This is a genomic window from Reinekea marina, from assembly GCF_030409715.1.
In the GTDB taxonomy this organism is placed as follows: Bacteria; Pseudomonadota; Gammaproteobacteria; order Pseudomonadales; family Natronospirillaceae; genus Reinekea; species Reinekea marina.
In genome coordinates this window covers 1690198-1705608 of the sequence record NZ_JAUFQI010000001.1, presented here as the reverse complement: position 1 = coordinate 1705608, position 15411 = coordinate 1690198, and the positions used below count along the sequence as shown (strand labels likewise).

Genomic DNA, 15411 nt, shown 5'->3' with positions numbered 1-15411 from the left:
TCCTTAAGGTTGATCAGTCATGTACTCAACATCTTGCGCCAAATCACCAGACATCAGTTTACTGGCAATAGCTGATATTGGCATATCTTCGTAAATGACCGCATATAAGCCCTTTACGAGAGGCATGTATACACCCAACTCTTCAGCTTTGTCATTAACCATTCGTAATGTATTAATACCTTCGGCCGTTTCACCAATTTTTTTAATGGCCTGTTTTAATGTTAAACCTTCGCCTATATAGTAACCCACACGATAGTTTCGGCTCAGTTTAGACGAGCAAGTGACTATAAGATCGCCAACGCCAGCTAAACCAAGGAACGTCATCGGGTTAGCACCTAACTTTACGGCAAACCGAGACATTTCGGCTAATGAACGCGTAATAATCGCGGCTTTGGTGTTGTCTGCCATGCCCAACGCAGCAGCTAATCCTGCAACGATCGCGTAAATGTTTTTAATTGCGCCGGCCATTTCTACACCGTAAATATCTGGATTACCATAGACGCGAAACGACTGACAGCTCAACATCTCTTGCACTTGAGCACGTAGTTCGGGGCTTTCGGAAGCTACTACCGTTGCTGAAATTTGATCATCTGCGATCTCTTTAGCGAGATTAGGACCAGAAATAACGCCTACGTCATGATTAGGCACCACCTCTTGTAGAATTTGACTCATTAACTTAAACGAATGAGGCTCGATGCCTTTGGTTAGGCTTATTAATTTTGCATCTGCTTTTAAAAAAGGTACCGCCTCTTCTAGAACCGAGCGGAATGCTTTACTCGGAACCGCAACAAAAACAAAATCGGCAGAACGAACTGACTCTTGAAGATTAAGGCTAGGCGATAAATTGTCGTGTAACGTTAAACCGGGTAAATACCGTGAGTTTTCACGGTTATGAGTAATGTCATCGGCTTGCTTTTCGTTACGCATCCACAGGGTAACTTGGTGATTATTTAATGCAGAAATATTGGCTATGGCTGTTCCGAAACTCCCGCCTCCCAGTACAGTGACATGGTAAGTCGGAGATTGGTTAGATTTGGTCACACTTTTTCCTTAGGTATTTGTTTGTTCAATGCACTCAACAAGCTCTTTAAATGCAACCTTGTTGTGGTCGTTGAGCGTCATCAATATTTTATGTGCTTCAAGTACCCTGGCCTGAGCAGATTGCTCATCGGCGGGAATTACCTTTGCTTCTGTCAAAGGTAGGCTCACATTGTCGACTTCAGCCGAGGTGACGATGACAAACACTCGATTCCTAAACCCCATTGTCTCTAACACTCGGGTAATATCAGGGTTTGAACTGATCAAGGTGGGCAGTTCATCCATTTTCGAAACGGCCACTCGCGATATCTTAGCCAGTAAACCAAGGCTTGTGCTGTCTATGCCTTCGGCCTCTGTTACATCAACAATAACGGACGAAAATTTTGGGTCTTGAATCATTAATTGCAAGCAATTATCAATTGTCGTGCATAATGTCATGCGCACATCACCGGTCAGCTTTACTAAATAACTGCCTTCACGGTTTGCAATTAACACTCGTCCATTACTCATGAACTAACTACCTTATAATACTTAATACAGTTCAATGGTTAGCACAGTAATATCGTCTGGTGCACCATTCGTTAACCCATCTTTCCTGAGCTGATCAAGAAAATCGTGCATAGTATGATTCGGGCGGGTCACCAACTCAAGTAAACGCTTCTCTTTTTCAGCTAATGTTGGCTCTTGCATCAATTCGAAGATACCGTCAGACAATAGCGTCAGATTTTTGAACCCCGATAAATCTATTTTATGTGAACTGTAGTTCGCATCGTCAAAAAGGCCGACCGCTAAAGATTCAGGCTCAATAGATGTGCATTTTTCTTCAAAACAAAGAATGGGTGCAGGAAAATGAGCGGCCACAGAGTATTCCATTCGGTGTATTGAGGTATCAATGACCCCATAGAACATAGTAGCGTGCTTATTAGTTTGGGTTTTAAGCAGATCTAAACTGATCTGACGTAACACCTGAGCTGGGTTTAAGACAATATCAGAAGTATTGTTTTCAAGTTCGTCTCGATATCGATCTATTTGGGTTTTAATTAACAAGGTGATCAACGCTGAGCTGGCGCCGTGTCCGGATACGTCCGCAATATAAAAAACAAATTGATCGGGACCAATTTCAAAATAATCGACTAAATCGCCGCTTAAGTAGGTCGAGGGCACCATATTATGTTTAACATGATAACCATTTTGCTCTAATTCAAACCTAGGTAATAAACGCTCTTGTACGGCTCGACCGGCTTGTAAGTCTAATTTCAAACGATTGACATGATCTTGAAGCTCGGTATTACGTTGCTCAAGCTCTTCACGATAACGAGTATTTTCTTTCATTAAATTAGACCGCTCTAACGCGCGTTCTACCGTATGTTCTAATACACTTAAATCGACAACGGGTTTCATTAGGTAATCGGAAGCACCTAAACGGAGGGCTTCAACGACATCAGTCATGACACCAGCCCCAGAAACGACAATGACCGGAGTTTCGTCAGAAGCTTGCATGATTTTCTTCAATAGCACCAAGCCATCCATTCCTGGCATTCTCAGGTCGCAAATGACTAAATCGGGGCTTTCTTGTTCAAAAATTTCAAGACCTAAGGCGCCATTGCTGGCTTCTCTAACCTGGTAGCCACTGTCTTCAAAATAGGCCGCAATTGATTCTCTTACCGCCTTTTCATCATCTACAATTAATAAAGTCGCATTGGTCATCGGCTTCGATACTTACATTTGTGTCTTGTGTCGTCACCGTAGCCTTACTACGTTCTAAACGCAATAGTTTTGACAGCGACATTTTTATCAGATATTGGTATTGCACAAGAATGCACCAAAGAGACCACCACAGGAGCGTTAAAATGAGCTTGATCGACAAAGACTATGAGGAAAAGCGTGACTTTATTCGAATGACGATGAACGCCACAGCCACTCTTACCGAGGCAGATGGAACCTCTCTCGCGGTGAAAGTAGTTGATTTAAGCGCGACAGGCATGCATTTGGAGTCTAACAAGGCGATTGCCGTGAGCTCCAGTGTTGTGGTGATCGTTGAATCACCCAACGCACAGTTTCAATCGATGGAAGCCCAGTGCGATGTGGTCCGATGCATTGAGCTGAGTGAAACAAAATTCGATATTGGCTTAGAAGTGAAATCGATCAGTTAAAACGCTTCATCTAAGAAGCCTTCATCTTCGTCCATTTCGAAATCGTCATCTATAAAGTCATCGGTTTCGATTTGGCCATCATTGACGTCGAATTCGCGCTTAGATAAGTATGCTTCGCGATAATTGACATAGGTATCTCCAGCGAGTATCCCTTCGGCCGATAACAGATCGGCTCGAGTCTGAACAGCCGACAAAAGGCTCAGGCCGGTTTTAATTTCTACCTGAACGGGCGCGTATGTGATTGGGCTCAGTGCCGGGTCGCCAAATAAGCCAAGCGAATCACGCAACGAGGAAGGCCCAAAAAATGGTACTACTAGGTAAGGCCCCGGCTTTACACCCCAACTCCCCAACGTTTGGCCAAGATCTTCTCGTTCGACAGGAATGCCAATTTTAGTAGCAACATCAAACAACCCTCCAATGCCCACTGTCGAGTTAATTAATAGCCGCCCTGTAGATTGCAGCACACCTTTGCCTTTACCTTGCAAACCGTTATGCACAATATTCCGCACTTCGCCGACATTTGTAAAAACGTTCCGTACGCCACGCTCGGCGAATTCTGGCATGATAAATTGGTAAGTTTTAGAGACGGGTTTTAACAAAAAGGTATCAAGCACCTCATTAAAACCATGCGACACACGGTTTATGGGCTCAAGAGGGTCGTTGTTTTGCGCATAGGCACCGCTGTTTAGGCTAAACAGCAGTGCAAGTAAACAAAATAAGGGTGCGCTTATTAAGCGGTTTGTTGTTCTTTCAACCAAGAAGTTAATGTTTGTTCCGCCTTTGTAGTCAATCCTTTGGGCGCAGCGGTGTTCCTTTTCGGTTTTTGAACATCTAATTTCGCTGCCTGTTGTTGAATTTGAGCAAATTTCGACGCGTTAGACAATGGTTTTTCTTCAGACTTAGGCTTTACGCTAGAAAAGGAAGCCACTGTTGAACCGCCCGACTTAATTTTTTTCTCAACTTGAGCAAATCGACGCCCAACACCGATCGCACCTTGGTTGACCATCTTGATCTCTCGAGTAAGCAGAGCTTGCGCTTGTTCTAATCTATTTTCGAGTCTATTAATACGCCGTTTATTGCTGACGAAGGTGATCACTGAAAGGAGTAATACAATGGAAAATAGTGTGACTTCAACGAAGTTTAATGAAAATGCTGAAAGAATAGAGGTCATTGGGGGGCTCCAATTTATTGACGTTTTATTCTATTCAGCATAAATCAGGCCAATTTTACAATTCGGCCAATTCGGCCCACTCAGTCTCAGTCAATAAATTTTTGATTTCGATTAAAATGAGTAATTCGTCATTCTTATGGCTAACCCCTTGAATGTAACGGGCGTTTTCGTTATTGCCAACGTTCGGGGCGACTTCTATTTCTGATTGACGCAAATACACCACTTCGGCAACCGCATCAACTAAAATACCCACCACCTGATCATCCGTTTCAAGCATGACAATACGAGTACTGTCGGTGATATCGGTTTTGGGCAACCCAAAGCGTTCACGCGTATCAACCACGGTCACGACATTACCGCGCAAGTTAATAATGCCAATTACATAAGACGGCGCACCTGGCACGGGCGCAATTTCGTTATAACGCAGCACTTCAGAGACTTGCATAACGTTGATACCATAGGTCTCATTTTCCAATCGGAAAGTAACCCACTGGAGAATAGGATCATCTCCGGCTTTCAGTGTTTGTGCTGTCATTAAACTTCCTCCACGACATTCATCAACTAATAATAGACTAGATTTGGCATTCCGCTAACCATTCAATATTCGATCAAACGCATCTAAATCGACCAACGCGCACATCTCCGAAATTACCGTTCCAGCCAACCAAGGACGACTGGTTCGGGTAGATCGCCATTTCACTCGATCAGTGGTTAACGTGATTGACCCCTCGATAGAATCGGCACCAAACGCCCAATCTGAATCGTGTACGCCAACTGCGTATCGCAATCGCTCTTTGTTTTCTGGCTTATGCCGCTCTGGCATCACTAACTGAGCCGTATCGACTACTCGTATGTTACGTTCTTGAGCAACGGGTAATAAACCTATGAACCAGTCGGGCTGATCAAACAATGCGGTTAATTCTTTATCCAACGGATGTATATTCCCCAGCAACAATAAAGGAACGGCCAATTTTAGCCCTTCAACTTGAAAAACCAAGCATTCGAATCGGCCTTGAGCCCATTCTGGGTAACCATCGGCTGCCAATTTAGGGCCCGTTTCAGGCACTGGCTCTGGCTCTGGCTCTGGCTCTGGTTCTGGCTCTGGCTCTGGCTCTGGCTCTGGCTCTGGTTCTGGCTCTGGCTCTGGCTCTGGCTCTGGTTCTGGTTCTGGTTCTGGTTCTGGCTCTGGTTCCGGTTCTGGCTCTGGTTCTGGCTCTGGCTCTGGCTCTGGCTCTGGCTCTGGCTCTGGTTCTGGCTCTGGCTCTGGTTCTGGCTCTGGTTGAATTATTTCAGGCACGACGACAGGCTTTGGATCAGCCGATTTTGCTTCCATTTCTTCCGCAGTACTGGTGGCAACATGCAACATTTCATCCAGGTATGACATTACCGCCAATTTATTAGAAACAACGGCGGTTTTAGTTTTCACCTTTGAAGTCGCAGAATCTTTCACAACTAAGCACACCTTTGGCTAAAAACGGGTTTAATATTTACTGCAGCCCAGGTCATCATTTATTTCGGCTCTAAGAGTGTTTTAAGCAATATGCTGTAGGCCCGCGCACCGCGAGAATTTCGATCCAACTGGTTAATGGCTTTCCCTTCTCGACTTGCATCACGAAGGCGAGTGTCTACAGGAATGGCAGTATGCCATATGTGGCCTTCGTGTTGCTCTCTTAAAGCTTTTAAGGTTTTTGTGGAAGCCTGAGTTCGACGATCAAACATCGTTGGAATAACAAGATAATCTAAATCTCTTTTTTGCGATCTCATGACCATTGAAATGGTATGAACCATTCGCTCTAATCCTTTAAGCGCAAGGAATTCAGTTTGAACTGGAACCAACAGCTTTCGACAAGCCGCCAATGAATTTATCAGCAAAACACCTAACAATGGCGGAGTATCGATCAATGCAAAATCGTAATCATCCCACAACTTTGCCAGTGTTTTAGACACGACCAACCCCATACCTTCTTGTTGGCTGATGTTACGCTCTAAGGTTGCTAATGCCGTTGAAGCTGGAATCATGTCCATATTTTCAACACTAGTCTTTATAATCACTTCATTCAACACTTCATCAGGAATTTCGCCATTGTTCATAAATAAATCAAAGGCACTGTGCGCAATGTCATCTGGGTTGTGGCCAAAATAACTGGTCAGTGACCCTTGTGGGTCAAGATCAAACAATAAGACCCGGTGGCCTTGTTCAGCAAGCAATGCGCCAATGGACACTACAGAGGTAGTTTTACCGACGCCGCCTTTTTGGTTAGCGACTGACCAGACTTGCATATTAAACCCTCAAACTTTTCATAAAGCCGACACCAGACGATTCTTCTTAATGGTTTATCGGCTAGTTACATCATTAGTTTACCTATTTCTTAAAATATTCTTGCAAACGATGCGCCATAACCTTGCTGTTTTCCTGATGAATTATCGCGACAAACCCATCTTGCACCATTTCATCGTGGCGCAGCCTTATTTGCAGCCTAACTTTTAATCGTGACGCTAATGGATAAAAAAACAAACAATATAATCCAACGCCGTAACCCAAAGAAATGAGCACAGGCGCAACCATAACCAACGAATAGAGAGCTAGTTGGTCGCTATGAATTAAACTATATAAACCAAAAAGGCTGAAACAAACGCCAATACCAACAGCGCTGCGACCAAGAAAATGAAACAATGAAATTAAATACTCGCCATTCTCCTGGCGAGTCTGACTGACTACATTCAAACTACGCGTTAATTTTAATTCATCTACTTCATCAATAATATATTGAAGTCCGATATTAATGTAATCATCTTGCTCTTTTTCTAACTGAGGCTCTAGCGCTAAATAACCTTTTTGTTTCGCTAATTGATTCCAAAGTGTTAATTTTTGAATGGTTTGATCGGGTGAGACGGTTTCTTTCCAAAATATACTTGGAAATTGTTGCCACATGGCCGTTAATTGGTTGAAGTCGTGTCGGATAAACAAGACACCTAACAATGCCAGAAGCATACTTAAACCCGCACCGTGCTGGCCAAAGGTTAAAATAAATGAAGGGTAAACAACCGTACTTAACCAGGCCAGTAATAGCCCTAATGCTGGAAACATAGCCACCTCAACATTAAAAATGAATGCCTTAAGCCTAGATCTCTTTTAGGAAATCTCGAATAATTAAACGACTGACTTCATTCGTTGACTGACGTCTTCTAGAGGGATAATTTCATCGGCCAAATTAGCCTTTACAACCGCAGATGGCATACCATCGATCACGCAGGTAGAGCCTTCTTGCGCCCAAACGGCGGCTCCGACCGATTTCAATAAACGGGCACCTTCACGACCATCAGCTCCCATGCCGGTTAATACAATGGCTAACACATTACGGCCATAATATTTCACGGCGCTGCCAAATGTTAGATCGACAGAAGGCTTATAATTTAAGCGTTCTTCGCCTGCCATCACTTTTAACTTACCTTTTTGCGATAAGATCATTTGTTGCCCACCTGGCGCTAAATAAGCCGTGCCAGGTTTCAATGAATCGCCATCTTTCGCTTCTTGCACAGATATATTACATAAATTATTAAGCCGCTCAGCAAACGCTCCGGTGAATGTACCTGGCATATGCTGTATTAATAAGATTGGTACAGGATAATTAGCCGGCAACTGGGTCAGTACTTTTTGCAATGCCACTGGCCCCCCTGTAGAAGTACCTATCATTACAATCTCGAATCGTTGCGCATAGGTTTTTGCCTTCGCACTTTTGGGTTTGACTACCGAGGCTTTCTCTTGCAAGTTGGCAGGAGCCGCCGAAGGCATTTTTACCGCAGGTTTTGTCAGCGTTAGGATTTTCTGAACTAATATTTGCCGTAAGCTTGAATTTGACCCCGACACTTTTTCGTATGATTTTGGCAAGAAGTCAACAGCGCCTGCTTCCAATGCATCTAAGGTGACTCGTGCACCTTTCAGAGTTAATGACGAAAACATTAAAATAGGGGTTGGTGTCTCGTTCATGATATGACGAACCGAGGTGATACCATCCATCAATGGCATTTCATAATCCATTGTGATGATATCGGGTTTGAGCAATTTGGTTTTATCTATAGCTTCGCGGCCATTGCTGGCTTCGCCTACGACTTTAATTTGCGGGTTCGCTTCAAGTATTGCCTTTATCTGATTTCTAAAAAACGATGAATCATCAACTATCAAAACCTTAACAGGCATTTACTTCCCTCGAATCTCTTATGCACCAGTGTGCGCTTTCAGCAACCCTGGAATATCTAAAATTAATGCCATTCGGCCATCACCGGTGATGGTTGCACCTGCCATACCCTCGGTACCCTGCAGTAACTTGCCCAGCGGTTTGATGACCACCTCTTCTTGCCCCACCAACTGATCAACAACAAGACCGACCGTTTTAATTCCAACAGAAACCACCACCACATGACCTTGGGTTGGCTCTTTCACACCACCTTCTGGTTGGTAATCGGTTAGCCATCTGTTTAAATAATACAATGGAATTGGCTTTCCACGGACTAAGACAATTTCTTGGCCATCGACGACATTGGTTTGCGACAAATTAAGGTGGAAAATTTCGTTAACGCTCGCCAGAGGCAGAGCAAAAGCTTGATGACCTAACATGACCATCAAGGTAGGCATAATGGCTAAAGTTAACGGTACTTTAATATTGATCGTAGTCCCAACATCTAATTTCGAGTCTATATCGACGGTACCATTAAGTTGTGAAATTTTGGTTTTCACTACGTCCATCCCGACGCCTCGGCCGGAAACATCCGAAATAACTTCTTTGGTACTGAAACCTGGCGCAAAGATTAAGCTGAAACATTCTTTTTCAGTGAGTCTATCGGCCGCTTCTTGATCCATTACACCTCGATCAACAGCGATACTGCGTAATTTTTCGGCATCCATACCACTACCATCGTCTTTAATGGTCAGTAAAATATGATCACCTTCTTGTTCAGCGGCCAAAATAATAGTGCCCATCTTAGGCTTACCGCGTGACACTCTGACATCAGGGCTTTCAACACCGTGATCGACCGAGTTACGAACCAAATGCACCAAAGGATCGGCCAAAGCATCTACTAAGTTTTTATCTAAATCGGTTTCTTCACCGACCAACTCCAAAGTTACTTCTTTCTTCAAGTTACGCGCCAAATCGCGAACAACTCGAGGAAAACGCCCGAATACTTTCTTAATAGGTTGCATTCGAGTTTTCATAACAGATGATTGTAAATCGGCGGTGACGACATTTAGGTTACTGACGGCTTTTTGCAAAGACTCATCTTCAAGTTCACTGCCCAGACGCACTAAGCGGTTTCTCACCAGCACCAGTTCGCCAACCATGTTCATAATATCATCGAGCCGTTGGGTATCAACACGAACGGTTGTATCTTGAGTCGCGGCCGCGGCCGGTGCTTTAGCGCCTCCGGCAGCTGGTTTTGCGGCGGCCGCCGGTTTAGCCGCAGCCGCTGGTTTAGCCGCTTCAGCTTTGACTGGCTCTGGCTTCTTCGCCGCAGCGGGTTTAGGTGCTGGAGCTGGCTCAGGCTTTTTAACCGGCTCAGGATCAGGTTCGCTTGCTTTGGGCGCCGGTTTAGCGGCTTGCTCTGGCTTAGCATCACTCTCGCCAGCAGCGAACTTGCCTTTGCCATGCAGCTGATCAAGTAGCGCCTCAAACTCATCGTCGGTAATTTCGTCATTACTCGGTGAGCCACTGGGTTCGGCTGCAGGCGCAGTACTCGAGTCGGCGGGTTTTGCGCTTGTATCAGCGGCCGGTTTACCTGAAGCCTCTGATTCGGCTTTAAATTTACCCTTACCATGAAGCTGATCCAGTAAAGCTTCAAATTCATCGTCAGTAATTTCATCACCGTCACCAGCACTTGCCGAGGCGGCATCGGCTTGCTCGGGCTCGGGTGCTTTAGCCGGTGCAGCAGCCTCCTTAGGGTTTATGGCATCCAATAATTGCTCGAATTCAGCATCGGTAATATCGTCGCCAGGCTCTCCGTCTTCACTGGCATTTGAAGCACTCGAGTCGGGTTCCGGTTCAGCCTCTGCAACGGGCTCTTCAACCTCGACAGACTCTTCAGCGGCCGAATCACTGGGACCTGTCTCAGATTCGGGTTTTGCATAGTAGTAAAGTTTTTCAATAAGCGCAGGGTCTGCGGGCTGTAAACCATCTTCAGAACCAATAGCCGCGAACATTTCGTTAACAGAATCTAAGGCTTGTAACACATAATCCATGAGCTCGGCATCAACGGAGCGTTGACCGTTTCGAAGAGTGTCAAAAACGTTTTCAGCAACGTGGCAGCAGTCTACGAGTTCCGTTAGCTGTAAGAATCCGGCCCCGCCTTTTACAGTATGGAAGCCACGGAAAATGGAATTCAATAAGTCTTTATCGTCCGGTCTATTTTCCAAATCGACAAGCTGTTCAGACAGCTGCTCTAAAATTTCACCGGCTTCTACCATAAAATCTTGGAGAATTTCGTCATCCGCTTCAAAGCCCATAGGTGCCCCTTAAAAACCTAAACTAGATAAAAGATCGTCAACATCATCTTGGCTGCCCATCACTTCTTCATCATTTTCTGAATTAATCTGTGGACCGTGCCCTTTCATGTCTTTATCGACCATTGATTTCGATTCTTCACCTTTTGTTACCATTCCGGTGATTTGCTCAACTTGGCTCGCCATAAAGACTAGGTCTACTAGGCTGGTTTCGACTTCTTTCACCAACCCAGTAACTTTAGTGATGACCTGACCGGTTAAATCTTGGAAATCTTGAGCCATCAATATTTCAGTCATATTGCCCGATAGTTTCTGGGTATCGTCATCTAACCGTTTAAAAAATTCATCTAACCGCCAATAAAGCCCTCGAAATTCATCAGGCGTCATCTCACGTTGAACCAAACGTTCCCATTCTGCTTTCAATGAACTGGCTTCATCTTTCAATGCGTCTGCTACGGGAAGACTGTCTTCCACTAAATCGAGTGTTTTATTTGCGGCTCGATCAGTTAATTTCATCACATAGCTCAGCCGATCGGTCGCCTCACTCATATTGGTAATGTCGTTGTGATCAACTTCATCATCGCCATCAATATGAAAATTGGTAATAGCACTGTGCAATGCACGGGTAAGCTTGCCGACTTCCTGATATAAGCCACGGTCACGCACAGTTTGCATTTCTTGCAAAGTGGTCATTGCTTCTTCAAGCTCACCATCTTCAATTTTATCATGCAAAACTAATGCTTTTTCTTTCAGCGCAGAAACAAGATCGTAGTCGCTACCGATATCTGGCATCCGTGCTTGTTGTAATTGCTCTAACACATTTACGGCTAATTCAATGTTACCCGCTTCAACATGTTGCATAAGTTCAGGTGCTTTAGCTTTCAGCAGCTCCTCAAACTCATTAGAGTCATGTTCTATTTCCGACATAAACTCCCCCGGAAGAATAGGCGATAAACTAGCCGTCTACGCGCTCAAAGATTTTTTCAATTTTTTCTTTTAGCGCCGCAGCAGTGAATGGCTTAACGACGTAGCCGTTTACCCCTGCTTGAGCCGCTGCAACGATTTGGTCGCGCTTAGCTTCGGCAGTCACCATTAATACGGGAATATCTTTCAGCCGGTCGTCACTACGAATTTTCTGCAATAACTCAATACCCGTCATGCCTGGCATATTCCAATCGGTTACCACAAAATCAAAGTCGCTCGATTGCAACATAGGCCAAGCCGTTGCGCCATCGTCAGCTTCTTGTGTATTCGTGAAACCCAGATCTCGCAACAAGTTCTTAACGATTCGTCGCATGGTTGAAAAATCGTCAACAACTAGAATTTTCATATTTTTGTCCAAGATGACCTCCTATAGCCTATCTTTAGCAACCTCTATTTAATGATAGACTGAAGTTCAGCACTATCCAGTTTTTTAGATTGCTATGATCAAATAATCATCCGCCAATCAATCACTATAGTGAGTTATCGGCAGAAATTTCGATAAGTTTATAATAAATAAAGGAAATTAGGGATAATAAAATGAATCAGGTCCAGTCACGCATTTTAGAACGCAAACGCATGGTTGCCTGAGAATGGATTTGGCTCACTCGAGATTCACTTACGCCGATCACCGCGCCTATTTCCTTAAGGTTTAATTCCTCTTCGTAATAAAGTGCAATGACAATTTGCTCCCGTTCGGGCAGCGCTTTCATGGCTTCAACGAGCTGATCGTTCATTTGATCATTTTGTAACCCAACAATAGGGGCTTCACCATCCACTAGTTCGGGTCTAGGCTCTTTATGCTCTGAATTATTGTTTTCGACAAGTTCTTCAAAGCTAAATAAACGAGAGCCTTGCGTGTCTTTTAATAAACCAAAATATTGATCTATGCTGATGTTTAATTCTTCAGCAATTTCGTGATCTTGAGCATCACGGCCTTCACGCATTTCAATTACGTGAATAGCATCAGAAATACGCCTAGAGTTACGATGCACACTTCTCGGTATCCAGTCGCCCTTACGAATTTCATCTAGCATTGAGCCTCGAATACGAATTCCGGCATAGGTTTCAAAACTCGCCCCTTTGCTTTGATCGTAATTGCCGGCGGCTTCAAATAGCCCAATCATGCCCGATTGAATTAGATCTTCTAGCTGCACGCTATCGGGCAGCCGAGCGAGTAAATGATGAGCAATACGTTTGACCAATAGTCCATACTGATCGATCATTTGTTCATAATTAATCGTTTTTTCGGTTTTATACATAGTATATTTTTGCACCGACATCTTAGGCGACCCCAACACCTTGCACTAAACGCTCGACAAAAAACTCTAGATTGCCTTTTGGTGTTACAGGGAGTGGCCAGGTTGCGACTTTTTGCGCCAACGATCGATAAGCAACAGCAGCTTTTGAACGTGGATACGCCTCTAATACAGCTTTTTGACGCTGCACGGATTTTCGTACGGCTTCATCCATAGGGATAGAGCCGCAATATTGTAAGGTTACATCTAAGAAGCGATCCGCGACGGTTGCCAACTTATTAAACAATGCTTGCCCTTCTTTTGGCGTACGAACCATGTTTGCGACAACACGGAATCGATTAAGACGACAATCTCGTTCTAGAACTTTAATCAGCGCATAAGCATCGGCAATAGAGGTGGGTTCATCGGTCACGACAATCAGAGTTTCTTGGCTTGCACGAACAAAACTCGTCACTGTTTTTGAAATACCGGCCGCGGTATCAACAATTAGCACATCCATATAATCAGACAATTCACTGAAGGCGGTGATAATACCTGCGTGTTCAACTTCGCCTAAATTGGCCATTTGTTGAGTACCTGAAGAGGCTGGAATGATTTTTATTCCTGAAGGGCCTTCTACCATGACTTCAGATAAAGTGGCTTCACCTGCCAAAACATCACTGATGTTTTTATTCACAGATAAGCCTAACAATATATCAAGATTCGCTAACCCAAGATCGGCATCAAGCAATACCACGCGTTTGCCCTGTTCGGCCAACGCTATTGCCATATTTACAGATACATTGCTTTTCCCGACACCACCTTTTCCGCCGGATACCGCGACTACTTGTACTGGGTTCACTGAATTCATTACCTATTTCCTTTCTTGCTGCTCAGTATAGAACAGACATCGAATTTTGCGCGCTATTCTCTTTAAAATTATAAATTTAGCCGACTTTTAGCGCCACTTCTGTCGCTGGAGACTTAGAATTACGGCCATTCAAACTGGAAACCAAACGCTGGACCAGTGGCTTTACTTCACACATTTCAATGTCTTGTGGGATATTCTGACCGTCACTGCAGTACCAAATTGGCCAGCGATGCTTGAGCACTGGCTCTAAAACGCCACCAAAACTCGCCGATTCATCAAGTTTCGTCAAAATCACAGAGTCAAAGTTCACATTAGTATAATTCTGGATAAATTGTGACAGTGCCGCTGGCTGCATGGTGGCGGGTATCACCATCATGGTTTGAATGACTCGTGATAGTCGTTCTTTGCTGATCAGTGCATTCCAATAGGCCATCGCCTCTTTGCTGCCACTGGTATCAATAAATACTATTTTCTTAGATTTAAGCTCAGTTAACTTATCACCCAAAGATTCACCTTCGGTCAGTGCATGAAATTCAACATTTAAAATACTAGAAACCGATTTTAAAATATCTTGGCCGCCAACCTGAAACCAATCTAACGATATAAGCGCGACATGTTCTTGGCCAAAATCTTTAACGGCATGTGCCGCTAATTTTGCAATCGTTGTCGTTTTTCCAGCGCCGGTAGGTCCGTTCACCGCAAACACCCCCCCGTTAGCGGTAGGTTCGTATAGCGGTGCGGGTATTGCAGAACTCAATCGCCCCATCAAACGACGCCAGTTGCTCTCTAACGAGTCTTCCCGATCGTAATGAGCCATTAATTTGTTGACCACACTCCGTGTAAAACCTAGCGTTTGTAGGCGAGACTCTAACCGCTCATATTGAGGATTCATCTGGCCAACTGGCGTACTCAATTGCTCAGTCTGTTCTTTCAACAAACTCTTCAAGCTGTCAATTTCTTGTCGGATAACATCAAAGGCCTCAGTATCTTTTTTCGATATCGGAGCAGAGTCTTCCTGAACCTTTGGAGATGGCGATGCGGTAAAAGGCTGTGTGTACTGAGCGTGCCGTTGTATTGGCCGCTCCACTACAGGGTTGACATTTTCTTGGGTGCTTGGCGCGAAGTTTACTGGCGGCTCATCACGCGCTGAGGTAAATAATTGTTTATTCTTACCTGCCATGCCATCTAGCAATTGAGCCATGGTGTCGGCATCGAGCGATTGGCTCGCTTGCGCTTTAATGATGCCCGATTCTGTGGTGTGCTTTACGTCAGCCTGGACTTCTGTTTCGTGTTCGGCCGCGTATTGCTCATAGTCTTGTTCGTCCACGCCTGCGACAATTTCCAGCCCAGACCCCATCCGTTTATTCGAAAGAATAACCGCTTCAGGTCCCAATGCTTCAGAGATCATTTTTAATCCTGCCTGCATATTTGATGCTGTAAAACGCTTAATTTTCATGGACTATTCC

At 44.4% G+C, this 15411-nt stretch carries 17 protein-coding genes; 1 reads left to right on the top strand and 16 read right to left on the bottom strand.

Features of this window, described 5'->3' with window-relative positions:
* Positions 1-3: 3 nt before the first annotated feature.
* The 3 genes from QWZ13_RS09015 to QWZ13_RS09005 are packed head-to-tail and all read right to left on the bottom strand — an operon-like array spanning position 4 to position 2745.
* Positions 4-1041 (bottom strand): NAD(P)H-dependent glycerol-3-phosphate dehydrogenase, encoded by a 1038-nt coding sequence (locus QWZ13_RS09015; protein WP_290281482.1) that lies wholly within the window; start codon positions 1039-1041, stop codon positions 4-6.
* Positions 1042-1050: 9 nt separating this feature from the next.
* Positions 1051-1548, bottom strand: a complete 498-nt coding sequence (locus tag QWZ13_RS09010) for an STAS domain-containing protein (RefSeq protein WP_290281481.1) — start codon at positions 1546-1548, stop codon at positions 1051-1053.
* 21 nt (positions 1549-1569) lie between these two features.
* Positions 1570-2745: a response regulator gene (locus tag QWZ13_RS09005; protein WP_215999177.1), complete on the bottom strand. Its 1176-nt coding sequence runs from the start codon at positions 2743-2745 to the stop codon at positions 1570-1572.
* Here QWZ13_RS09005 and QWZ13_RS09000 point away from each other — a divergent pair.
* A complete protein-coding gene (locus tag QWZ13_RS09000; protein ID WP_290281480.1) occupies positions 2691-3191 on the top strand; it encodes a PilZ domain-containing protein in 501 nt (166 codons plus the stop codon). The two genes, QWZ13_RS09005 and QWZ13_RS09000, sit on opposite strands and share 55 nt — an antisense overlap.
* Here QWZ13_RS09000 and QWZ13_RS08995 read toward each other — a convergent pair.
* The 13 genes from QWZ13_RS08995 to flhF all read right to left on the bottom strand — a co-directional run bounded on the left by QWZ13_RS08995 (position 3188) and on the right by flhF (position 15401).
* Entirely contained in the window at positions 3188-3949 is a 762-nt protein-coding gene (locus tag QWZ13_RS08995) for an MlaA family lipoprotein (RefSeq protein WP_290281479.1), read from the bottom strand. The two genes, QWZ13_RS09000 and QWZ13_RS08995, sit on opposite strands and share 4 nt — an antisense overlap.
* A complete protein-coding gene (locus QWZ13_RS08990) occupies positions 3922-4362 on the bottom strand; it encodes a hypothetical protein (RefSeq protein WP_290281478.1) in 441 nt (146 codons plus the stop codon). The genes QWZ13_RS08995 and QWZ13_RS08990 overlap by 28 nt, the downstream gene beginning before the upstream one ends.
* Before the next feature lie 55 nt (positions 4363-4417).
* The gene (locus QWZ13_RS08985; protein ID WP_215999173.1) at positions 4418-4897 is read right to left on the bottom strand and encodes a chemotaxis protein CheW; all 480 of its coding nucleotides are present in this window, start codon (positions 4895-4897) and stop codon (positions 4418-4420) included.
* A 54-nt stretch (positions 4898-4951) separates the two neighbouring features.
* Positions 4952-5812 (bottom strand): chemotaxis protein CheW, encoded by an 861-nt coding sequence (locus QWZ13_RS08980; protein ID WP_290281477.1) that lies wholly within the window; start codon positions 5810-5812, stop codon positions 4952-4954.
* A gap of 59 nt (positions 5813-5871) precedes the next feature.
* Entirely contained in the window at positions 5872-6642 is a 771-nt protein-coding gene (locus QWZ13_RS08975; RefSeq protein ID WP_290281476.1) for a ParA family protein, read from the bottom strand.
* A gap of 82 nt (positions 6643-6724) precedes the next feature.
* Positions 6725-7456, bottom strand: coding sequence for a MotA/TolQ/ExbB proton channel family protein (locus tag QWZ13_RS08970; RefSeq protein ID WP_290281475.1), 732 nt, complete (start codon positions 7454-7456; stop codon positions 6725-6727).
* 57 nt (positions 7457-7513) lie between these two features.
* Entirely contained in the window at positions 7514-8560 is a 1047-nt protein-coding gene (locus QWZ13_RS08965; protein ID WP_290281474.1) for a protein-glutamate methylesterase/protein-glutamine glutaminase, read from the bottom strand.
* Positions 8561-8578: 18 nt separating this feature from the next.
* On the bottom strand, positions 8579-10858 hold the full coding sequence (locus QWZ13_RS08960; RefSeq protein ID WP_290281473.1) for a chemotaxis protein CheA: 2280 nt from the start codon (positions 10856-10858) through the stop codon (positions 8579-8581).
* Between the two features lie 9 nt (positions 10859-10867).
* Positions 10868-11782 carry a protein phosphatase CheZ gene (locus QWZ13_RS08955; RefSeq protein WP_290281472.1) on the bottom strand — a complete coding sequence of 305 codons (915 nt, stop codon included), beginning with the start codon at positions 11780-11782 and terminating at the stop codon, positions 10868-10870.
* A 28-nt stretch (positions 11783-11810) separates the two neighbouring features.
* Positions 11811-12185, bottom strand: coding sequence for a chemotaxis response regulator CheY (cheY, locus tag QWZ13_RS08950; protein WP_435407400.1), 375 nt, complete (start codon positions 12183-12185; stop codon positions 11811-11813).
* 196 nt (positions 12186-12381) lie between these two features.
* Complete coding sequence (locus tag QWZ13_RS08945) at positions 12382-13098, bottom strand: RNA polymerase sigma factor FliA (RefSeq protein WP_290281471.1); 717 nt, start codon at positions 13096-13098, stop codon at positions 12382-12384.
* A gap of 22 nt (positions 13099-13120) precedes the next feature.
* Positions 13121-13945: a MinD/ParA family protein gene (locus QWZ13_RS08940; protein ID WP_290281470.1), complete on the bottom strand. Its 825-nt coding sequence runs from the start codon at positions 13943-13945 to the stop codon at positions 13121-13123.
* 76 nt (positions 13946-14021) lie between these two features.
* Complete coding sequence (gene flhF / locus QWZ13_RS08935) at positions 14022-15401, bottom strand: flagellar biosynthesis GTPase FlhF (protein WP_290281469.1); 1380 nt, start codon at positions 15399-15401, stop codon at positions 14022-14024.
* Between the last annotated feature and the right edge of the window lie 10 nt (positions 15402-15411).

Bases quoted from the DNA above. Each gene is read 5' to 3' on its own strand.
- QWZ13_RS09010 (WP_290281481.1), bottom strand. From the start codon at position 1,548: ATGAGTAATGGACGAGTGTTAATTGCAAACCGTGAAGGCAGTTATTTA.
- QWZ13_RS09005 (WP_215999177.1), bottom strand. From the start codon at position 2,745: ATGACCAATGCGACTTTATTAATTGTAGATGATGAAAAGGCGGTAAGA.
- QWZ13_RS08990 (WP_290281478.1), bottom strand. From the start codon at position 4,362: ATGACCTCTATTCTTTCAGCATTTTCATTAAACTTCGTTGAAGTCACA.
- QWZ13_RS08985 (WP_215999173.1), bottom strand. From the start codon at position 4,897: ATGACAGCACAAACACTGAAAGCCGGAGATGATCCTATTCTCCAGTGG.
- QWZ13_RS08975 (WP_290281476.1), bottom strand. From the start codon at position 6,642: ATGCAAGTCTGGTCAGTCGCTAACCAAAAAGGCGGCGTCGGTAAAACT.
- QWZ13_RS08965 (WP_290281474.1), bottom strand. From the start codon at position 8,560: ATGCCTGTTAAGGTTTTGATAGTTGATGATTCATCGTTTTTTAGAAAT.
- QWZ13_RS08960 (WP_290281473.1), bottom strand. From the start codon at position 10,858: ATGGGCTTTGAAGCGGATGACGAAATTCTCCAAGATTTTATGGTAGAA.
- QWZ13_RS08955 (WP_290281472.1), bottom strand. From the start codon at position 11,782: ATGTCGGAAATAGAACATGACTCTAATGAGTTTGAGGAGCTGCTGAAA.
- cheY (WP_435407400.1), bottom strand. From the start codon at position 12,185: ATGAAAATTCTAGTTGTTGACGATTTTTCAACCATGCGACGAATCGTT.
- QWZ13_RS08945 (WP_290281471.1), bottom strand. From the start codon at position 13,098: ATGTATAAAACCGAAAAAACGATTAATTATGAACAAATGATCGATCAG.
- QWZ13_RS08940 (WP_290281470.1), bottom strand. From the start codon at position 13,945: ATGAATTCAGTGAACCCAGTACAAGTAGTCGCGGTATCCGGCGGAAAA.
- flhF (WP_290281469.1), bottom strand. From the start codon at position 15,401: ATGAAAATTAAGCGTTTTACAGCATCAAATATGCAGGCAGGATTAAAA.